The organism is Microbacterium sp. CFBP 8794 (genome assembly GCF_014841235.1).
GTDB lineage: Bacteria > Actinomycetota > Actinomycetes > Actinomycetales > Microbacteriaceae > Microbacterium.
Window position 1 is genome coordinate 1 of the sequence record NZ_JACYTT010000001.1, and the last position, 19,740, is coordinate 19,740.

17 protein-coding genes are annotated in these 19,740 nt (G+C 72.6%); 8 read left to right on the top strand and 9 right to left on the bottom strand.

The features are described from left to right. Window positions 1-171: 171 nt before the first annotated feature. Genes IFU19_RS00005 through IFU19_RS00015 form a run of 3 tightly spaced genes read right to left on the bottom strand, consistent with a single transcriptional unit; the run spans window position 172 to window position 3,436 of the window. Window positions 172-1,512: a glycosyltransferase family 2 protein gene (locus tag IFU19_RS00005; protein ID WP_342343354.1), complete on the bottom strand. Its 1,341-nt coding sequence runs from the start codon at window positions 1,510-1,512 to the stop codon at window positions 172-174. Beyond that, entirely contained in the window at window positions 1,506-2,498 is a 993-nt protein-coding gene (locus IFU19_RS00010) for a hypothetical protein (protein ID WP_192012575.1), read from the bottom strand. Before IFU19_RS00010 ends, IFU19_RS00005 begins: the two co-directional genes overlap by 7 nt. Then, on the bottom strand, window positions 2,495-3,436 hold the full coding sequence (locus tag IFU19_RS00015; RefSeq protein WP_249405295.1) for a WcbI family polysaccharide biosynthesis putative acetyltransferase: 942 nt from the start codon (window positions 3,434-3,436) through the stop codon (window positions 2,495-2,497). Before IFU19_RS00015 ends, IFU19_RS00010 begins: the two co-directional genes overlap by 4 nt. A gap of 57 nt (window positions 3,437-3,493) precedes the next feature. On the opposite strand from IFU19_RS00015, the gene IFU19_RS00020 reads away from it, so the two are divergent. The 4 genes from IFU19_RS00020 to IFU19_RS00035 are packed head-to-tail and all read left to right on the top strand — an operon-like array spanning window position 3,494 to window position 7,585. Continuing rightward, on the top strand, window positions 3,494-4,642 hold the full coding sequence (locus IFU19_RS00020; protein WP_192012577.1) for a glycosyltransferase: 1,149 nt from the start codon (window positions 3,494-3,496) through the stop codon (window positions 4,640-4,642). Continuing rightward, a complete protein-coding gene (locus tag IFU19_RS00025; RefSeq protein WP_192012578.1) occupies window positions 4,639-5,775 on the top strand; it encodes a glycosyltransferase in 1,137 nt (378 codons plus the stop codon). Before IFU19_RS00020 ends, IFU19_RS00025 begins: the two co-directional genes overlap by 4 nt. Next, window positions 5,772-6,776: a hypothetical protein gene (locus IFU19_RS00030; RefSeq protein ID WP_192012579.1), complete on the top strand. Its 1,005-nt coding sequence runs from the start codon at window positions 5,772-5,774 to the stop codon at window positions 6,774-6,776. Before IFU19_RS00025 ends, IFU19_RS00030 begins: the two co-directional genes overlap by 4 nt. Then, a complete protein-coding gene (locus IFU19_RS00035; protein WP_192012580.1) occupies window positions 6,773-7,585 on the top strand; it encodes a galactosyltransferase-related protein in 813 nt (270 codons plus the stop codon). The genes IFU19_RS00030 and IFU19_RS00035 overlap by 4 nt, the downstream gene beginning before the upstream one ends. 185 nt (window positions 7,586-7,770) lie before the next feature. Here IFU19_RS00035 and IFU19_RS00040 read toward each other — a convergent pair whose 3' ends face one another. Genes IFU19_RS00040 through IFU19_RS00055 form a run of 4 tightly spaced genes read right to left on the bottom strand, consistent with a single transcriptional unit; the run spans window position 7,771 to window position 12,568 of the window. Beyond that, entirely contained in the window at window positions 7,771-9,453 is a 1,683-nt protein-coding gene (locus IFU19_RS00040; RefSeq protein ID WP_192012581.1) for an alpha-amylase family glycosyl hydrolase, read from the bottom strand. Window positions 9,454-9,492: 39 nt separating this feature from the next. After that, complete coding sequence (locus IFU19_RS00045) at window positions 9,493-10,410, bottom strand: ABC transporter permease subunit (protein ID WP_192012582.1); 918 nt, start codon at window positions 10,408-10,410, stop codon at window positions 9,493-9,495. Then, the gene (locus IFU19_RS00050) at window positions 10,407-11,321 is read right to left on the bottom strand and encodes a carbohydrate ABC transporter permease (RefSeq protein WP_055833037.1); all 915 of its coding nucleotides are present in this window, start codon (window positions 11,319-11,321) and stop codon (window positions 10,407-10,409) included. Before IFU19_RS00050 ends, IFU19_RS00045 begins: the two co-directional genes overlap by 4 nt. Next, complete coding sequence (locus tag IFU19_RS00055; RefSeq protein ID WP_199858541.1) at window positions 11,318-12,568, bottom strand: ABC transporter substrate-binding protein; 1,251 nt, start codon at window positions 12,566-12,568, stop codon at window positions 11,318-11,320. The genes IFU19_RS00050 and IFU19_RS00055 overlap by 4 nt, the downstream gene beginning before the upstream one ends. A gap of 176 nt (window positions 12,569-12,744) precedes the next feature. Here IFU19_RS00055 and IFU19_RS00060 point away from each other — a divergent pair, with 176 nt between their 5' ends. From IFU19_RS00060 to IFU19_RS00075, 4 genes are all read left to right on the top strand, one after another. Further along, a complete protein-coding gene (locus IFU19_RS00060) occupies window positions 12,745-13,971 on the top strand; it encodes an ROK family protein (RefSeq protein WP_192012583.1) in 1,227 nt (408 codons plus the stop codon). A gap of 55 nt (window positions 13,972-14,026) precedes the next feature. Next, a complete protein-coding gene (locus tag IFU19_RS00065) occupies window positions 14,027-15,211 on the top strand; it encodes a sensor histidine kinase (protein WP_192012584.1) in 1,185 nt (394 codons plus the stop codon). Further along, complete coding sequence (locus IFU19_RS00070) at window positions 15,208-15,882, top strand: response regulator (protein ID WP_192012585.1); 675 nt, start codon at window positions 15,208-15,210, stop codon at window positions 15,880-15,882. The genes IFU19_RS00065 and IFU19_RS00070 overlap by 4 nt, the downstream gene beginning before the upstream one ends. 142 nt (window positions 15,883-16,024) lie before the next feature. Next, window positions 16,025-17,314, top strand: coding sequence for an alpha-amylase family glycosyl hydrolase (locus IFU19_RS00075; protein WP_192012586.1), 1,290 nt, complete (start codon window positions 16,025-16,027; stop codon window positions 17,312-17,314). Window positions 17,315-17,449: 135 nt separating this feature from the next. Here the strand turns inward: IFU19_RS00075 and IFU19_RS00080 are convergent, their stop codons facing one another. Beyond that, on the bottom strand, window positions 17,450-18,100 hold the full coding sequence (locus tag IFU19_RS00080) for a response regulator (protein ID WP_192012587.1): 651 nt from the start codon (window positions 18,098-18,100) through the stop codon (window positions 17,450-17,452). Beyond that, window positions 18,097-19,710 carry a sensor histidine kinase gene (locus IFU19_RS00085; RefSeq protein ID WP_192012588.1) on the bottom strand — a complete coding sequence of 538 codons (1,614 nt, stop codon included), beginning with the start codon at window positions 19,708-19,710 and terminating at the stop codon, window positions 18,097-18,099. The genes IFU19_RS00080 and IFU19_RS00085 overlap by 4 nt, the downstream gene beginning before the upstream one ends. Between the last annotated feature and the right edge of the window lie 30 nt (window positions 19,711-19,740).

Here is a 19,740-nt window from a genome sequence, read left to right on the forward strand (position 1 = left end):
ATCAGGAAGTGGTTCGCTACATGAGGGGCTGCGGGGCCTTTCGGCCGCTCCGCTTTCCCCTGTGGGGCGAACAAGTAAAAGACTACGTGCGACACCCCGACTCAGCCAATCCAGCCACATCCCGGGCGTGTCGCACCCCCACACCCCCGGAAACACGCGGGTGTGGGCCGATCAGACGAAGCGGTCGACGCCGCCCCACCCGCCGACCCACGCCTCGAGGTGGGGCTCGTCCCTCGTCGGATGCACTCCGTCAGCCACCCGGGTGTCTCGGCGGAAGGCCGCCGACGTTCCCCATCGGTGGGTGCGCCGACGCGACCGACGCGACTCCGCGAGTCCGAATCGCACGCCCTCCGCGGTGACCAGGTCGAGCGAGCCGATCTCCCCGTGATCGAGCGATGCCACCGCGTCGATGAGGGTGGTGGCATCCAGAATCACCACCGCCCGGGTCAGGTGCAGGGTGATCCGCGCGTCGGGGGTGGAGGCGTCGCCGGAGAAGAGCACGCGGGGATCGGCCGTCCATGCGTACTCGCGCAGGGAAGAATCCACCGCTACGGACGCCTGCGGGAACGACGCGAGGAAGGAATCGACGCAGAGGAAGGCCGCCGACGGGGTGACCGCATCGGGCAGACGGACGAGGAGGTCGGGTACCGAGGGGAGAAGACCCCTCCCCCGTGACCCTTGCACCGGGATCTTCGCGGCGAGGACCTGCGTCTGACGATTGCCCTCGGCCGCGCGGTCGCGGTCGTCGCGTCCGGCCCAGTCGGGACCGTCGTGCCAGGCCACGGCATCCGGAATGTGTGCGAGCACTCCGCCGGCCTGCCAGGCACGATGCGCCCACTCCCAGTCCTCACCGCCATAGGAGGAGAACGACTCGTCGAATCCCTCGATCTCGTCGAAGAACGCGCGGGAACACGCGACGACCGCGCTGATGACATACCGGTAAGAACGGTCGTCGGCGTGGAGGAGGTTCGCGCTGCGCGCATACGCCTCGACGAGCCACTCGGGTTCGGCCAGCTCCCGCGGCGGGGCGACCTCGGCGATCGGGAGGCCGGCGGGCACCTCGGACAGATCGGCGTGACGACGGCGTCCGACGGTCACCGCGTCGGGGAGCAGAGCCGGGAGGCGCGACATCCGTCGGATGTACTCGGGCTCGGGCGTCGTGTCGGCGTCGAGGAAGCAGAGGACCTCACCCGTGGCGGCGGCGGCCCCCAGGTTGCGTGCGGCCGCGGCACGGAAACCCCGATCGTCCTGGCGGACGAGCCGAACGCCGCGGGGGACGACGGGCGACTCGGGCGAGCCGTCGTCGGCCACGATGATCTCGAGCCGGTCGGCGGGGTGGTCCTGCTGCTGCAGCGCCGCGAGGGTGCGGGCCAACTCCTGCGGCTGCGCGTAGTGCGTGACGATCACGCTGACCCGCGGCGGATCCGGCTCGCGATGCGACACCAGGTCCCACCGGTTGCCCGGAACCCACGGCATCCGATCGTTCCATCCGCCGTCGTCCGCGTTCACCACGACACGTCCGACCACCATCGGCGGTAGGCCCGCGCGGCATCGGCGCGGCCGAACGGGACCGGGTCGACGCCGTGCCAGGTGCGGCCGGCATCGGCGCGCGCGGCCGCGACGGCCGAAGCGAGCTGCTCGGGCTCGACGACGTCGAGCGTTCCGGGCCGGAGGGCGGCCATCTCGTCGACGTAGCGGTTGCGCACGGCGACCGGCCGGCGGCCCCACCCGATCCACGAGGCGAGAGACCCCGACGCCGACACGTGACGGTGCGCGATCACCGGGACCGCGACCCGCCGCGCTCGCGCGATCATGTCGGCGTCGTCGAGCCACCCGGTCACCTCGACGGTGACACCGGCGGCGGCCGCGGCGCGGATGAACGCGTCGAGGTCGGCCGCGTGACCCTCGGACGCGCGCCCGAGCACGCTCAACCGCGTCAGGCCCGAGGCGGCGGTCGCGGCGAGTGCCTCGTCGTGCCCCTTGCCGGGGTAGAAGTAGCCGAGGACGCCGACCGCGTCGTCGGAGGGAGCGGAGACCGAGGGCGGAACGCTCGCGACGGGGAGCGGCACGACCGTCACCGGACCGTCCCAGACCCCCTCTTCCCGCAGGAGCTCCCGCTCGTGCGCGCTGTTGACGGCGACGGCGCGCGCCGCCTCGGTCACGGAGCGGTAGAACGCCCGCCGCCGGGGGCGGTTGCGTTCCCCGTCGGAGGCCTGCGGCACATCGTGCAGGGTCGCGGTCAGCGGATGCCGCCGGGCCAGCGCCTCGACGGTGCGCGTCGCCTCCTCGGGCGAAGCCCCCCAGAGCCGGTCGGTGATGTGCGCGTGCACGGGCGTGCCCGGGGGAAGGGAAGCCGCCTCGTCGGGCGTGATAACCCGCACCCCGGGGGCGCCGCTCACGACCTCGGCGGCCATCTCGCGCGCGTACACGGCGACGCCGTGCGGCCCCGGGTGGGCGAGCAGCACCGGGAGGGCGGCATCCGGGATCGACGTCGTCATGCGGCCTCCGCCCACGTGCGCAGCAGCGGAGCCAGACGTTCCGCGACGGCGGCGAGCAGCGCGGGGCGCTCGGCGTAGTACGCGAGATGCGCCTCGCGCACGAGGGCGGCCCGCACCGTCTCGCCGTCGACGATCCAATCGGGCCGCGGGGCGGTGTCGAGATCCCACGCGTCGACGACCCAGCTCTCGAGCGGCGCACGGACGGCGGCGAGGATCGGGCGGCCCGGGTCGACCACCCGGCCGGGCGCCCCGAGGGCGGCGACGATGCGCTCCCCCAGGGGGAGGAAGAGCGCGTTCCCGGGATGATTCACCGTGCGGGCGAGGTCGTCGACCACCGGAGCGAAGAGATCGGATGCCGCGACGTCGAGCCCCCGGGCCTCGCGGCGCCGCAGTTCCGCGATCGAGGCGTCGGCGATCGCGCGGACCGTGGCGGCCGGCACGCTCGACGCGACCGGAGCACCCAACGCCTCGGCGACGATCCGGACGTCGTGGTACGCGACGAGCGGCGGGTCTTCGGGGAAGTCGGGGAGGCGCAGAACAGCCTGGAACGGGTGCAGTCCGGCGAAGCGCACGGCCGGGACCGTGACGGTGCGGGCTGCGGCGGGAAGAGCGGCGCGCAACTGGGCGGTGCCCAGCGGAAGGCCGCGGTAGTCGTCGCGGATCGGCTGCGCGACCAGGAAGGCGGCATCGGCGAGGAGGGCGTGCAGGCGCCGGGCATCGTCGGCGGTGAGCTCGTGCACCGCGGGGACGCGCACGGCGGGAAGCGCCTCGGACGAGATCACCAACCTCAGCGACTCCGCCTGGCAATTGCCCACGACCAGGCCGAAACCGTCGGCCGGGGCCTTCTCGCCGAAGAACTCGGCGTAGTGCCGACGGCGCGCTATCACCGCGTCGCCGTGGTCCGCAAGGCTTCCCAGCCGCGCCCTCTCACCACCCATGATGTGAACGTATCCGTCGGTGTCATCGTCGTCCCAACCGCCCCGTTGCATTGCGATGTGCCTGGCGATGCGGTACGCGCACCGTCACGCACGCAATCACGAGGAGAACACGAGATCGTCGTCACCACCGTCCCCCCGGTCCGGGTCGCGGCCGTCCCCTCGGCCCACCCCTACGTCGCCGCCATCACCGACCACGATCATGTGACGCTGCTGTCGGACCCGCCGCCGCCGGGAGCCCCCTCCGGCCAGTGGTGGCCGCCTCAAGTGCTGCTGCCCTCGTGGCTCGAAGCGCACGCCGACGACTTCGACCTGGTGCACGTGCACTTCGGCATCGAGTCGTACAGCCCGGACGAACTGCGCGCGACGGTCGAGACGCTCCGGCGGATCGGGCGACCCCTCGTCTACACCGTGCACGACCTCGAGAACCCGCAGCTGAGCGAGCAGGACGCGCACCGGGCGTCGCTGGCCGTCCTCGCCGCGGGCGCCGACGCGCTCGTCACCCTCACCGACACGGCCGACGCCGAGGTGCGCGGGATCGTCCACCGACCGACGACGGTGATCGCTCACCCCACGCTGCTCGGCGACGCACCACGCCCCACCGGTCACGTCCACGACGTCGCCCGCATCGGCGTGCACCTGCGCGATCTCCGCCCCAACATCGACGGGGTGGGGACCACCGCGACCCTCGTCCGCGCCGTCGCCGCCCTGCGCGCGGAGGGTGCGCGGATCGAAGCCGTCGTGCGGATGAACGAGCGGGTGCGCGACGCCGAGGCGGCGGCATCCATCGACCTCCTCGTCCGTGACGCCGACGGTGTCAGCGTCGAGCGCGGAGCCCGTCTCGACGACGACGCCCTCGCCGAGTGGCTCGCCGACCTCGACGCGTGCGTGCTGCCGTATCGACACGGCACCCAGTCGGGCTGGGCGGAGCTCTGCTACGACCTCGCCGTTCCGGTCGTCGGCACCCGCATCGGCCACATCGCCGCCCAGCATCCCGGCGACTTCCACGCCTTCGACGTCGGCGACCCGCTCTCGCTCGCACGCGCGATGGTGGAGGCCACGGCTCCGGCCTGGTCGACGCCGGGATCGACGCCGCGCACGGCCGAGGTGGACCGGCGACGGGCCGAACGTCTTGCGGAACGGAGCGAGGTGCGTGCCGCGCACGTCGCCGTGTACCGCCACGCACTCGACACGGAGGTGGCCGCATGATCCGCGGCGCACGGTCGCTGCGGGTGCTCGTCGTCGCCCCGTCGCGCTACCCCCTGCGTCAGCCGCACGCCGGCGGACTGGAGGCGTGCGTCTGGGACCGCGTGCGCTGGCTGCGCGCGCGCGGGCACGAGGTGACCCTGTGCGCGGCCGAGGGCTCGGACTTCCTCGGTGACACGCCGGAGTTCTCGCTGCCCGCTCCCGCCTGGACGCGGCCGGAGGCGGCATCCGACACCGAGTATCCGGCCGGGTACGCGGCGGCCGTCGACACCGCCTTCGATGCGGCCCGCGACCGCCTCATCGCCGACCGCCACCTGTACGACGTCGTGGACAACCACAGCCTGCATCCCGCGCCCATCCGGTGGAGCCGCGAGGCGGACATCCCGGTCGTCACGACCCTGCACACGCCGCCCCTGGAACACATGCTGGAGGCCGCGGCCGACGTGCGCGACAGCCCGCACCGTTTCATCGCCGTGAGCCAGGCGACCGCGCGCGCGTGGTCGGTCGAGGGGGTCGACGCCTTCGTCTTCCCCAACGGCATCGACACCGACCAGTGGACGCGCGGCGCCGGCGGACCGTCGTGGGTCTGGTCGGGGCGCGTCGTGCCCGAGAAGGCACCGCACCTGGCCATCGAGGCCGCCCGCTCGGCGAACGCCCACATCGTGCTCGCCGGCCGGATCGGCGACGTCGACTACTTCGAGCAGGAAGTCGTGCCCCGGCTCGGCGTGCACGCCCGCTACGTGGGCCCGCTGCATCAGCCCGACCTCTGCCGCCTCGTCGGATCGTCGGCCGTCGCCCTGGTCACGCCCATGTGGGAGGAGCCCTTCGGCCTCGTCATCGCCGAAGCGCTCGCCACCGGCACCCCCGTCGCGGCCTTCGACATCGGCGGGGTCTCCGAGGTGCTCGCGGGCATGCCCGGATCGGCGACGGTCATGCCCGGCGACGTCGTCGCGCTGGGCAAGGCCGCGGCCGAGCTCGCCGCGCAGGGCGCGCGCGAACCCCTCACCCGCGTCTGGACCCGCCGGGCGGCCGTGCGACAGCACTCGCTCACGAAGCGCTACCGCGAAGTGGAGCGGGTGCTCACCCACACCGCTCAGCCCGTCGCCGCGCGACGCGTGCCGGCGGTGTCGCGGTGATCGGCTGGTACGTCCACCACCACGGCTTCGGCCACGTCGCGCGTTTCCTCGCCGTGCACCCGCACCTGCGGACCCCCGTCGTGGCGTTCTCGTCGCTCGCCCGCCCCGTCGGCCTCGCCCCCGAGACCCAGTGGGTCGTGCTCCCTCCGGACGCCGACGTGGTCGAGGCCGCCGACGGCACGGTGCTCGACCCGCGCGAGGCGGAACCGACCGCCCGGGGGAAGCTGCACTGGGCACCCCACGGGCACCCGGGACACCGCGCACGACTGGCCATGATCGCCTCCGCGGCGGTCGACCTCGATCTCGACGTCTTCGTCGTCGACGTCAGCGCGGAGGTCGTGGCCCTCGCGCGACTCCTGGGGCTCCGCACCGTCGCGGTGACCCAGCCCGGCGCGCGCACCGACGCGCCCCACGCCCTCGCCTACGCCCTGGCCGATCGCATCGTGGCCCCCTGGGCGCACGGCGCGGTGCCCACCCCCGCCCTCGCCGAGCACGGCGACCGCGTGGTGTGGACCGGGGGCATCTCGCGCTACGACGGACGCACCCCGCCCGAGTCCGCGACCGAGCGGTCAGTGCTGCTGCTCGGCCGTGTGCTCGAGCCGGAGGTCCGCGACGAGGCCACCGCACGTCTTTCCGCTCGCGGCTGGCGGGTCACCGCGATCGGGCACGACGAGGCCTCCCGCGTCGACGACCCCTGGCCGTTGCTGGCCGGCAGCACGGTGGTCGTGAGCGCCGCGGGCCAGAACAGCGTCGCCGACCTCGCGGCATCCGGAGCCCGCGCCGTCGTCATCGCGCAGGACCGCCCCTTCGACGAGCAGCGTGCGACCGCCGACGCCCTCGCCCGCTGGGGCCTCGCGCAGCGGGCGGACGACACCGTTTCGGCCTCCGACCTGGTCGATCTGGTCGAGCGGGCCGCCTCGACCGAACCGGACTGGTCGCGCTGGCAGGTCGCGGGCGCGGCCCACCGCATGGCCGCCGCCCTCGAGGCGGTGCGGCCGTGAGGACGGCGCTCATCACGGTCGCCTCGGCGGCGCGGCGCGAACACCTCGAGCGCCAGCGCCGCGTGATCGCCGAGCTCGCCGACGACATCGTGCGCGTCGAGGCGTGGCTGGACGAGACGCCACCGGACGGTGTCGCGGAGGCGGGGACGCTCACCGTGCTCGTGCCCCCGGGGCCGCAGGGACTGCGGGTGGGCGTGGGGCGGAACCGCGCGGCGGACGCGGCGATCGCCGCCGGCGCCGAGCTGCTGGTGTTTCTCGACGTGGACTGCCTGCCCGGGCCCGACCTGCTGCCCGCCTATCGCGCCGCCACCCGCGCGCACCCCGACGCGGTGCTCTGCGGAGCGGTGACCTACCTGTCGAGCGTGCAACGGCCGGAGAACCTCGACGACCTGCCCTTTCTCACCCGCCCGCACCGCGCCCGCCCGGCGCTCGGACCCGGCGAGACGCGGCGGGCCACCGACGGGGAGTACGACCTGTTCTGGTCGCTGTCGTTCGCCGTGACCCCGGCGACGTGGGACCGCATCGGCGCCTTCCACCCCGGGTACGAGGGGTACGGGGCCGAAGACACCGACCTCGCCTGGTCGGCTCGCGCTGCGGGCGTCGAGATGCAGTGGGTCGGCGGGGCGGACGCGTACCACCAGTGGCATCCGGTCTCTTCTCCCCCGTGGCAGCACCTTGACGACATCCTGCGCAACGGGGGCACGTTCTTCGAGCGGTGGGGAGCGTGGCCGATGGGGGGATGGCTCGACGCCTTCGCCACGGCCGGGGCGATCGAGCGCCGCGGCGACGGCTGGGTGCGCGTGCGCTGAGCCGGGGCGTGACGGCGTTGAGTGTCCGCGACACGCCGCCCTCGGGCGGGGCGTGACGGCGTGTTCTGGACACTCAACGGGTGTTTCGCCGACGCGGGGCGACGGGCGGACGACGGGCGTGCGGCCGGGGCGGGGCGGAGGGCGCGGGAAAGCCCCGGCGCGGACGCCGGGGCTTTCGGGGCGGGTCAGGCGCCGCGGAGCCAGACCGTGGTCTCGCCGGGCAGCGTGTCGCCGTCGAGCGCGACGCTGGCGAGCAGCACCTCGCCCGCGGGCAGCGCCGCGGGCTCGGTGCCGAAGTTCGTGACCACCGTCCAGCCGTTCGGGCGGACGAACGCCACCACGTCGTCGCGACCCGTCTCGATCCACTCCATCTGCTCGTCGGTCTGCAGCTCGTGCCGCAGGTCGAGCGCGCGGCGGTAGAGCGACAGCGTCGAGGCCGGGTCGCCGTCCTGCAGGTCGACCGCGTACGTGCCGAACCACTCCGGCTGCGGAAGGTGGGCGCCCGCCGAACCGAAGCCGAACGCCGGGCCGTGCTCGGTCCAGGGCAGGGGCACGCGGCATCCGTCACGGCCCTGATCGACGCCGGGACTGCGGAAGAACGTCGGGTCCTGACGGTCGGCGTCGGGGATCTCGGCGACCTCGTGCAAGCCCAGCTCCTCGCCCTGGTACAGGTACGCCGAGCCGGGAAGGCCCAGCACGAAGGCTGCGGCGGCGCGGGCGCGGCGCTCCCCGCGGCGCGAGTCGAGAGCCGGCGACTGCCCGCCGGAGAGCAACCACTCGTTGCCGTGCTTGAGGGTCGGACGCCCGTCGGCGGCGCGCTCGGCGTCGGGGAGTCCGTACCGCGTGGCGTGGCGGACGACGTCGTGGTTCGACAGCACCCACGTGGTCGACGAGCCCGACTCCGCGGCCAGCGCGAGGTTGTCGGCGACGATGCGCCGGAACTGCGCGGGGTCGAAGTCGGCCTCGAGAAGGTCGAAGTTGAACGCCTGGCCGAGGCTGTCGGCGCTGGCGTACAGCGGCACGCGCGAGGGGTGCACCCATGCCTCGGCGACGGCGGTGCGCGGCGGGTCGTAGGAGTTGAAGACCGCGCGCCACTCGGCGTAGACCTCGTGCACGTCGTCGCGGTCGATCATCGGGTGGGTGCCGTCGTGCGGCAGGGCCTCGAGCTCGGCGCGCGAGCGCAGGGGCTCGCTGAGGTCCTTCGTGAGCATGTGCGCCACATCGATGCGGAACCCGTCGACCCCGCGGTCGCTCCAGAAGCGCAGCGTCGTGACGAAGTCGGCGCGCACCTCGGGGTTCGCCCAGTTCAGGTCGGGCTGCGAGACGTCGAAGTTGTGCAGGTACCACTGCCCGTCGGCGACCCGCTCCCACGCCGACCCGCCGAAGAGCGACACCCAGTCGGTGGGCGGCTCGGCGCCGTCGACGCCCGACCCCTCGCGGAAGACGTAGCGCTCGCGCGCCGCCGAGCCCCGGCCCGCCGCCAGCGCCTCCTGGAACCAGACGTGCTTGTCGGAGGTGTGGTTGGGGACGATGTCGACGACCACCCGGATGCCGTGGGCGTGCAGCTGCGCGATGAGCTCGTCCATGTCGGCCAGGGTGCCCAGCCGCGGGTCGACGTCGCGGTAGTCGGCGACGTCGTACCCGCCGTCGGCGAGGTCGGAGGGGTAGAAGGGGCTCAGCCAGACGGCATCCACCCCCAGCTCGGCGAGGTACGGCACGCGCGAGGTGATGCCGCGGATGTCGCCGAGGCCGTCGCCGTCGCTGTCGGCGAAGCTGCGGGGGTACACCTGGTACACCACCGCCTGACGCCACCAGTCGGGGGCGTCGGACAGCTCGCGGGTACGGGCGGAGGGGGATGCGGTCGTCACGGGGAGGGTTCCTTTCGAGGGGAGGGGAGGGGGAGGGTGTCAGCCCTTGACGGCGCCCTGGGTCACGCCCGCCATCACCCAGCGCTGGGTGAAGAGATAGGCGACGATCGCGGGGGCCATGGCCATGAGGTAGGACGCGAAGGCGACGTTGTAGTTGTTGCTGAACTGCGTCTGGAAGAGGTTCTGCCGCACCGGAAGGGTCTGCAGCGTCGGGTCGCTGATGATGAGCGAGGGCATCATGAAGTCGTTCCACGCGTAGAGGAAGGCGAAGATGCCGACCGTGGCGCTCATGGGAGCCAGCAGCGGGAAGATGAGCTGCCAGAAGGTCTGCCAGGTCGTCGCGCCATCGATCCGCGCGCTCTCTTCGAGTTCGAGCGGGATGGAACGCAGGAACGCGGTGAACAGCAGCACGCTGAAGCTCAGTTGGAACATCGTGGCGAGGATGATCACGCCGAACGGGTTGTCGAGGCCCACCCGGCCGGTGAGCTGGATCTGCGGCAGGGCGACGACCGGGAACGGGATGAACATCGCCGCGAGCAGGTAGAAGAACGAGTAGCGGAAGAGCTTGCGCTCCCAGTTGCGGGCGATCGCGTACGAGGCGAAGGCCGCGAGGACGATGGTCGCCACCACCGTGCCGGCCGTGACGAGGAGCGAGATCGCGAGGCCCACGGGGAACTTCGTCAGCGTCCACGCCTGCACGAAGCCGTCGAAGCTGATCGGCGAGGGGAACGAGAACGCGTTGCCGTCGACGATCTGCGTGCCGCTCTTCAGCGCCATCGAGACGGTGACGTACAGCGGCAGCAGGACGGTGAGGGAGCAGAGCACCAGGATGGTCGTCGTCGACCAGTTGATGCGCTCCATCCCGACGCGACGGATGCGGCGCTTCTGAGGCTGGTCGGCGGGGACGGCGAGTTCGGCCTGCTCGAACGCGAGCGCCGGCTGGTTGAGAGCGGTCATGAGAGGGTGTTCCTTCCCCGGGTCAGCGAGAGCTGCAGGAGCGAGATGACGATGGCCACGACGAAGAAGAGCGCCGCGTTCGCCATCTGGTACGCGTAGTCCCCGCCGTTGAAGCCGAGGATGATCGACATCGCGACGCTGCGGGTCGCGGTGCCGGGACCGCCGCCGGTGAGGCCGACGATGATGTCGTAGGCGTTCAGGAAGCCTTTGAAGCCCAGGATGATGTTGATGACGACGTACCCCGCCACCAGCGGGAGCGTGATGCGCAGCAGCTGCTGGGTCTTGCTCGCCCCGTCGAGGCCCGCGGCCTCGTAGACGTCACCGGGCACGGACAGCAGCCCCGCGATGTAGATCAGCAGCGTTCCGGGGATCGCCTGCCACGCGGTGACGATGACGATCGCGACCCACGCGAGGTCGGGGTTCGCGAGGAGCGAGGTCTCGAGCCACGGGATGCCGAGCGAGGCTCCGGCCTCGGGCACCGAGTTGCTGAAGAGGAAGTTGAAGACGTAGGCGATGATGATGCCCGAGATCACCATCGGGATGACGAAGACCGTGCGCAGCGCCTTCTTGAAGCGGATCTGCGAGGTCAGTCCCACGGCCAGCAGGAACGCCGCGATGTTGACGACGATCACCGTCGCGACCGAGAAACCGAAGGTGAACAGGTAGCTCTGCAGGATGGCCGGGTCGCTGAAGATCGCGATGTAGTTCGTCAGCCCGGTGAAGTTCCACTCGCCGAGGCCGATCGAGTCGGTGAAGCTGAAGAAGATGCCGATGATGCCCGGCACCGTGATGGCGAGGGTGAACAGCACGAGGGTCGGCAGCAGGAACAGGTAGTAGATCGGTTCGACGCGGCGACTGCTGCGCCGAGCGGTCGCCTTCCCGCCCGTCACGATCGTGGTGGTGGTGGTCATCGCGCGTCCTCCTCGACGGCTGCGTCGGTCGTGGACGCGGGCGGCTGACGGAACGCGAGGCGCGACCAGTCCTCGTCCATGGTGCGAAGCGTGGCCTCGGGCGAGGCGCCGAAGATCATCGCCTGGGCGTAGTTGAAGGTGGGGATGGTCTTGGGCACGAGCACCGAGGCGCCCTGGTAGATGCGGCCCTCGTCGTAGTACGGGATCATCCCGGCGACGCGAGGGTCGCTCGGCGACGGAGCGTCCTTCGTCGGCGCGAAGCCGAGCTGCGACTCGTTGTAGGCCTCGATGATCTCGGGCTGGTACAGGTACTCGAGGAAGTCGCGTGCGGCATCCTGGTGCCGGGAGGCCTCGGGGATGATCGCCGCGAGATCCATGTTGACGCGGACGGCGAGGTCGTCGGGGTCGTCGGTCATCGGCAGCGGGAACGTGCCGACCGCCAGGTCGGGCGCGGTCTTCGCGATCTCGCCGAGTGCCCAGGGGCCCTGCAGATACATCGCGGCCTCACCCTGGGCGAACGCGAGGTTGCCGTCGCCGTAGGCCCGACTCTCGGCATCCGGGTTCGTGTAGTCCCGCGCGAGCTCGAGCATGCGATCCATCGGCTCGGTGAAGTCCTTGGCGAACGAGACCTGCGACTCGGGTCCCACCTCGGCGCCCTCCGCGGCGAGGCCGTCGAAGAAGTCGAGGACGTCGAGCGAGCCGCCGACGGAGTAGTCGTACCAGCCCTGCGCCACGGTCCAGTCGTCTTTGAAGGTGCCGTAGAACGGCGTGATGCCGTTGGCTTTCAGGGTGTCGGCGACGGCGAGGAGCTCGTCGTAGGTGGTGGGGACCGACAGACCCAGCTGCTCGAACATCTGCGTGTTGTAGATGACGGATGCCGCCATCACCGAGTACGGGAGCGCGCTGGTGCGCCCCGCGCAGGAACCGTACTGGTCGAGGAGCGGCTGCAGATCCTCACGCACGGTGCCCGCCGCCTCGGTGCCGCTGAGATCGCTCAGCGCACAGCGCTGCACGAACCGGGCGACCTCGTAGTTGTAGTTGGCCAGCATGATGTCGGGCGGATTGCCGCGCACGAAGCTCGCCGACACGACGTCGACGCCGGAGCTGTCCATCTCGACGCGCACGCGATCCTGCGAGGCGTTGTACTCGGCGACCACGTCGTTCATGAACGACAGCGCCTCGCGCTTGCTGAAGGTGAATCGAATGGTCTCGCGGCCGTCGGAGGAGCAGCCGGCCAGCATCGCCATCCCGAGCACCCCCACCGTCGCCGCGGCGACCCATCGTCGGCCCGCTCTGGTCTTCGTCGACACGTGTTCCTCCTTCGCTGCACTGCGAATATGTTGTCCCGTCGAGTAAATCTACTCGTCAAATCAATGTCGTGCAGGCAGTATTGCAGGAGAACGAAAGGGGGTCAAGAGTGTCGATGGATGCCATCACGACGACGCCGTCGCTGCGTCGCCACAACCTCGATGCGGTCCTGGGCTACGTCTGGGACGCCGACGCCTTCACCGCGAGCGACGTCATTCAGGCCGTGGGCGTGACGCGCTCCACCGCCATCGACGTGCTCGACGAGCTGACCGCCCGCGGCCTGCTCACCGAGATGCCGAACGCCCGAGCGGTGGGCGAGTACTCCAAGGGCCGACCGGCCCGACGCTTCGCCTTCGACCCCGGCGCGGGCCTGGTCGTCGGCGTCGACGCCGGCCGGGGCCACCTCACCGCCACCGTGGCCGACCTGCGCGGACGAGCACTCGCCACCTCGCGGCTGACCGTCGACCCCGAGCTCGATTCGCCCGAGCGACGCCGGCGCGCGGCCGAGGCGACGGTGGACGCCGCCCTCACCCGCGCACGACGCGCGCGCACCGAGATCATCGGCCTGTGCGTCGGAGTGCCCGCCCCCGTCGCCCGCTCGGGGCGCTCGCCCGTGCACCACGACGGCTTCTGGGCGCGCATGAACCCCGACTTCATCGACAGCTTCGCCGCGTGGGCACCCGTGGTGCGCGTCGAGAACGACGCCACCCTGGCCGCCGTCGCCGAGCGCACGCACGGAGCCGCAGTCGGCAGCGACGACTTCGTCGCCCTGCTCGCCGGCGAGCGTTTCGGCGCCGGCATCAGCGTCGACGGACGCCTGCTGCGCGGCGCGCACGGCGGAGCGGGCGAGACCGTGGCGTTCGATCGCGTGGACGGGGTCGGCAGCGCCTGGGGCCTCGCACCGCGGTGCGTCGACGCGGCGCGCGAGGCCCTGGCCTCGGGATCCCTCCCCCTCGACAGCGCGCTGCGCGACATCGACCCCGACACCCTCGACGCCAAGACCGTGCTCGACCTCGCCGCCGCCGGCGACGCGGGGGCCCTCGGCGTCGCCCGGGCGGTGGGCCCGGCGCTCGCCGGGGTCGCGGCGGTGTTCGGCAGCCTGTTCGACGTGGAGCGCGTGGTGGTCTCGGGCGCGATCGCCGCCGGAGCCGGACCCATCATCGACGCGGCCATCGGCGCCCTGCCCGCGTCGCTGCACCTGCCGGCCCCGCGCATCGTCGCCTCGACCCTCGGGGCGGACATAGTGTCGATCGGGGCCGTGGCCGCGGCCGTGGAGACGGCCCGCGCGCACGCCCTCGACCTCGACGCCTTCGCCCTGCCCGCCGATCGCGCGCGGGCGTGAAGGTGCGACCTTCGGACGATGGGCGGGCGACGGCCTGCTTCCTAGGCTCGCCCACATGACCTCCACCCCGATCTCTCCCCCGACGTCATCCCCCGGCCGCTTCTGGGGGGAGGTATGGCGCCTCGCGGCTGCGGCACTCGCGGGCGTCGTGTTCCTCATCCTCAATTTCGGCTTCAGCGTCGAGCTGGGCGCCGACGACACCTCGCTCCGCTTCGCCGGACTGCTGCTGCTCGACCTCGCGGTCGGGGTGCTCGCGCTCGTCCTGGTCCCGTTCCGCCGCCGGGCTCCGTTCGTCATCGCCGCGGTGCTGGCCTGCAGCTCGGCCGTGTCGAGCCTCGCCGCGCCCGCCGCACTCCTCGTCCTGGCCTCTCTGGCGACGCGACGACGCGCCGGCCGGATCGCCGTCGTGCTGACGGTCTCGGTCGTCTCGAACGCATGGGTCGGTCTGAGCGGCTTCGATCTGGTGGGCAGGCCCACGCCCGCCGGTGACCTCGCCGTGACCCTCGTCGTTCTGCTCGCCGTGCTGGCGGCGACGGTATCGGCGGGTGTCTCCATCGGTGCACGGCGCGCCCTGATGGCGTCGCTGCACGAACGGGCTCGACTCGTCGAGGATGATCAGCGCCTGCGCGAGGCCGCCGCGCGCGACCACGAGCGCACGAGGATCGCACGCGAGATGCACGACGTACTCGCCCATCGCCTGTCGCTCACGGCCCTGCACGCCAGCGCCCTGCGGTACCGCAGCGATCTCGACGACGCTGAGCGGGCGGCGGCGGTCGAGACCGTGCACGACAACGCGCGCGGCGCACTCGGTGAGCTGCGCGACATCCTGGCCGTCGTCCGCGATCCCGAGGCCGCAGACACGGATCGCCCCCAGCCGAGCCTGGCCGGGCTCGACGCACTCCTCGCCGCCGAGCCCGACGTGCGTGCCGAGATCGAGGTCGATGTCACCACCCTGGCGCCGGTGGTCAGTCGACACGCCTATCGCATCGTGCAGGAGTGCCTCACCAACGCCCGGCGCCACGCACCGGCCGCACCTGTCGCGCTGCGCCTGACCGGGGTTCCCGGCGCTCGGCTCGAGATCGACGTCGCCAATCCCGTATCGGAGGGGACCTCGGGGCCGCGGGGCTTCGGACTCGTGGGCATCGAGGAGCGGGCGCACGCCGTCGGTGGAACCGCCGTGGTGACCTCGGGACCGAGCGAGCATCGCGTGCACGTCATCCTGCCGTGGAGCGTGGCATGACGGGCGACGACGAGGTCACCCTCGTCGTCGTCGACGACGACCCGCAGATCCGTGCGGGGCTGAGACTGGTCCTGGGCACGGATCGCGGCATCCGCGTCGTCGGCGAAGCGTCCGACGGCTTCGACGCCGAGGCGGTCATCGCCCGGCACAGCCCCGACATGGTGCTGATGGACATCCGCATGCCTCGCTGCGACGGCCTCACCGCGACGGCCCGCGAGGTGGCGGCGGACCCGTCCCGCGCGATCATCGTGCTGACCACGTTCGATGCCGACGAGGACGTGGTGCGGGCGCTGCGCGCGGGAGCGCGCGGGTTCCTGCTGAAGGACGCCCCGCCCGCCGAGCTCGTGGCCGCGGTGCGGGCGGCCGCGGCGGGGCGCTCGGTCCTCGCTCCCGGGGTCCTCGATCAGGTCATCCGGCTGGCCGCCGACCACACGCGCCTTCCCACCGACGCCGAGCGTCGTGTGCTCTCCTCGCTGACGCCGCGTGAACGGGAGGTCGCCGCTGCCGTGGCGCGCGGGGCGTCGAACGCCGACATCTCGGCCGAGCTGTACCTGTCGCTTCCGACCGTCAAGACCCACGTGGGGCGGGTGCTCGCCAAGCTCGGAGTCGAGAGCCGCACCCAGGCCGCCGCGCTGTGGGCTCGGGTGGGCGCCGTCGACCAGTCGCGCTGACGCGGAAGCACCCGGTCGGGCGCGGCATCCGAAGCCGATGCCCACCGCACGACGAGAGGTCGGGCGGCGGCAAGCCCCCTCGCCGGATCCGACGCTGCGGATAGCGTCGGGACCGTCTCATCCCCGATCGAGAGGAAACCGGATGCCCGCGTGGCCCGAGCACGTCTTCTGGTGGCACGTCTACCCGCTGGGATTCGTCGGCGCTCCCATCCGCGACGACGTCGACCCGGATGCCGAACCCGCACACCGCCTCGACCGCTTCGAGCCGTGGCTCGACCACGTCATCGAGCTGGGGCTGAACGGCCTGCTGCTCGGCCCGGTGTTCGCGTCGGAGACGCACGGCTACGACACCGTCGATCACTTCCGCATCGACCCCCGCCTCGGCGACGACGAGGACTTCGACCGTCTCGTGTCGGCGGCGCGGGAGCGCGGCATCCGGATCCTGCTCGACGGCGTCTTCAATCACGTCGGCCGCGGGCACCCGGCGTTCCGCGCCTTCGCCGACGGCGGCGACGACCCGGGGCTGTTCCGCGCCCGTCGCGTCGACGGCCGGGTCGAGGCCGACGTCTTCGAGGGGCACGACGCACTCGTGGCGCTGGACCACTCCTTGGAGGCCGTGGCCGACCTCGTCGTGGAGGTCATGTGCCATTGGCTGGAGCGGGGCATCGACGGCTGGCGATTGGATGCCGCCTACGCGGTACCCCCGGAGTTCTGGTCCCGGGTGCTCCCCCGCGTGCGTGAGCGGTTCCCGGAGGTGTGGGTCGTCGGCGAGGTCATCCACGGCGACGCCGCCGAGATCGTCCGCGCCTCGAGCATGGACGCGCTCACGCAGTACGAGTTGTGGCAGGGCATCTGGCACGGGATCTCGGACCGCAACCTGTTCGAGCTGAGCCACGCGATCGAGCGTCACGACGAGCTGCTGGCGACCTTCGTGCCGCAGACCTTCGTCGGCAACCACGACGTCACGCGCATAGCCTCGGCGGTGGGCCCCGACCTCGTGCCCCACGCCCTCGCGGTGCTGTTCACCGTCGCCGGCACGCCGTCGGTCTACGCCGGCGACGAGTTCGGGTGGACCGGGGTGAAAGAGCAACGCCTCGGGGGCGACGACGCGGTGCGGCCGGAGTTCCCCGCCGATCCGGGCGAGGTCGACGCCGACGTGCGGATCCTGCGAGCGCACCAGGCGCTCATCGCCCTGCGGCGTCGGAAGCCGTGGCTCTGGCGCGCCCACACCGACGTCATCGAGGTGACGAACACCGCCGTCGCGCTGCGGACGGCCGTGGGCGACGACGCCGTGGTGGTGGCGCTGAACATCGGCGACGAGCCGGTGACCCTGCCGGTCGCCGACGGGCGGACGGTGGTCGCCGGGGAGGGCACTCCGGCCGACGGGCGGCTCGAGCTCGGCCCGCGCGGGTGGGCGGTGCTGGAGGCCTGAGTAGCGGCATCCACCTCGTTCCCGCCGGGCATGTCCCGAAACGTGCGAGTTCGGCGGGCTGGAGCTGCACGAAGTGGGACATGCGACGCGGCGAAGGCGACGCAGCAGCAGCAGCAGCAGCAGCGACGCAGCCGCTCAGGCTCCGACGCGGAAGCGGTGCTCGGGGCGGCCCGTCGAGCCGTACCGGAGGCTCACCTGCACCAGGCCGCGCTCGGCCAGGGCCGTGAGGTGCCGCTGCGCGGTCGCGCGGGAGACGCCGATGCGCTCGGCCACCTCGCTCGCCGAGGCCTCGTCGGCGCCCAGAGCCGCCAGGACGGTCTGCTCGGTCGCCGAGCGGGCGAGCGACGGCCCCTCGCGCTCCCCGCGCATGACGGATGCCGCGCGGTCGATGTCGTCCTGCGACAGCGGTCGGGAGCTGGTGAGCAGGTTGCGGTACCGGGCGTAGCGGTCGAGACGCTCGGCCAGCACGCGCGTGTCGAAGGGTTTGACGAGGAAGGCCAGCGCCCCGGCGGTGAACGCACGGCGGACGGTCGTGGCATCCGTCGCCGCGGACAGAACGAACGCGTCGACGCCGACCGAGCGCACGAGGTCGATGCCGTCGCCGTCGGGCAGGTACACGTCGGCGAGCAGCAGGTCGGGCTGGTGCGCGGCGAGCGCGGCGCGGGCCTCGCCGACCGTCCGCGCCGGCTCCAGGGCGACGAAGCCCGGGCGGGCCGCGACGGCGTCGCGGTGCAACCCCGCCACACGGAAGTCGTCGTCGACGACCAGGACGCGGATGTCGGTCATTCGTTCTCTCCTCGCAGGACTCCCGGCAACCGGGCGGCCACGACGGCACCATGGCCGTCACCACCCGGGTCGACCACCCACACCTCGCCCTCGCGACGGCGGGCGAACTCGCGCGAGAGCGGCAGCCCGATCCCGAGGCCGTGCACCGCGGTCGGGTCGTCGTCGCGCTCGCGGGGGGCGAAGACGGCATCGACGTCGGCGATGCCCCCACCCGTGTCGGCCACGGTCATCACGATGGCGTCGCCGTCGCCCAGCACGGCGACCTCGACTCCGCGCGGCGCGGGGGCCGAGGCCGCGGCGGTCACCGCGTTGTCGACGAGGTTGCCGAGCACGGCCACGACGTCTTCGACGTCGTCGACGGTGCCCCGCAGGAACGTGTCGTCGGAGACCCTCAACGTCACCCCGCGTTCGCGCGCGGCGAGCGCCTTCGCCCCGAGGAAGGACTGCAGCATCGCGTCGCCGACGAGGTCGATCCCCGGCACCGCCCAGTCGACCGAACCGCGGTCGACGAGGTCGGCGAGGAAGGCGCGGGCCTCGGCCGTGCGCTCCGCATCCAGCAGGCCCACCGCCGCGTGCAGGCGGTTGGCGTTCTCGTGCCGCTGCACGCGCAGGGCGTCACCCATCGCGCGGACGCTGTCGAGACGCCCCGACAGCGCGGCGACGTCGGTACGGTCGCGCAGCACCGCGACGCGCCCGAGCGTGCGCGCACCGCGGCGCACAGGGCGCACGTCGATGAAGACGACCCGGCCGCCGACGGGCAGCCCCGTGCTCGCGCCGGTGCCGGCCAGGGCGGTGGCGACGGCGGGCGCGAGGGCGAGGGCGGAGAGGGGGCGGCCGACGGCATCCGTGATCCCGAGCAGTCGTTCGGCCGCGGCGGTGCAGACCCGCACGATCCCCGCGTCGTCGAGCGCGAGCACTCCCTCGTCGGCGCCCTCGAGCACGGCGGTCTGGGTCTGCACGAGAGCGACGAGCTCCTCGGGCTGCACCCCGAGCGTCAGCCGTTCGAGCCGGCGGCGCATGAGCAGCGCGACGGCCGCGCCGATCGCGACGGCCAGCAGCACCGCGACCGCGATGCCGACGAGGAGGGCGGGGAGGTCGTCGAAGACGCTCGCGCGCTCGAACCCGACGCTCACCTCGCCGACCGGGGCACCGCCGGCGGGCGGATAGACGGGGACCTTGGCGCGGGCGGACTCCCCCAGGGTGCCGACCTCCCACGTCACGACCTCGCGGCCCGCGAGCGCGTCGGTGAAGCTCGTGCTCACCACCTGGCCGAGGCGGTCCGGATCGGGGTGGGCCAGACGGATGCCGTGATCGTCGGTGATCACGACGAACAGGCCTTCGGTGCGGGCGGTGACGTCGGCGGCGTACCGCTGGAGGACACCGTCGCGGAGGGTCGCGGCGACCGGCGTGCCGGGGTCGGCGGAGTACTCGGCGACGAGGTCGCGCACCTGGGGCGACTCGGCGACCGAACGCGCGATGTTCAGGGCCGAGGAGTCGGCCTCGGCCCTCAGCTGCTGCACGCCGAGCCACGCGAACACCGCGGTGCACACCGCGACCACGGCGACCTGCGTGGCGACCTGCACGACGAGCATCCGGGTGGCGAATCGCATACGCACCTCCGGGCTCGTGCTGCGCGAAAT

Bases quoted from the DNA above. Each gene is read 5' to 3' on its own strand.
- IFU19_RS00080 (WP_192012587.1), bottom strand. From the start codon at position 18,100: ATGACCGACATCCGCGTCCTGGTCGTCGACGACGACTTCCGTGTGGCG.
- IFU19_RS00065 (WP_192012584.1), top strand. From the start codon at position 14,027: ATGACCTCCACCCCGATCTCTCCCCCGACGTCATCCCCCGGCCGCTTC.
- IFU19_RS00015 (WP_249405295.1), bottom strand. From the start codon at position 3,436: ATGGGTGGTGAGAGGGCGCGGCTGGGAAGCCTTGCGGACCACGGCGAC.
- IFU19_RS00085 (WP_192012588.1), bottom strand. From the start codon at position 19,710: ATGCGATTCGCCACCCGGATGCTCGTCGTGCAGGTCGCCACGCAGGTC.
- IFU19_RS00010 (WP_192012575.1), bottom strand. From the start codon at position 2,498: ATGACGACGTCGATCCCGGATGCCGCCCTCCCGGTGCTGCTCGCCCAC.
- IFU19_RS00025 (WP_192012578.1), top strand. From the start codon at position 4,639: ATGATCCGCGGCGCACGGTCGCTGCGGGTGCTCGTCGTCGCCCCGTCG.
- IFU19_RS00045 (WP_192012582.1), bottom strand. From the start codon at position 10,410: ATGACCGCTCTCAACCAGCCGGCGCTCGCGTTCGAGCAGGCCGAACTC.
- IFU19_RS00055 (WP_199858541.1), bottom strand. From the start codon at position 12,568: ATGGCGATGCTGGCCGGCTGCTCCTCCGACGGCCGCGAGACCATTCGA.
- IFU19_RS00075 (WP_192012586.1), top strand. From the start codon at position 16,025: ATGCCCGCGTGGCCCGAGCACGTCTTCTGGTGGCACGTCTACCCGCTG.
- IFU19_RS00070 (WP_192012585.1), top strand. From the start codon at position 15,208: ATGACGGGCGACGACGAGGTCACCCTCGTCGTCGTCGACGACGACCCG.
- IFU19_RS00060 (WP_192012583.1), top strand. From the start codon at position 12,745: ATGGATGCCATCACGACGACGCCGTCGCTGCGTCGCCACAACCTCGAT.
- IFU19_RS00050 (WP_055833037.1), bottom strand. From the start codon at position 11,321: ATGACCACCACCACCACGATCGTGACGGGCGGGAAGGCGACCGCTCGG.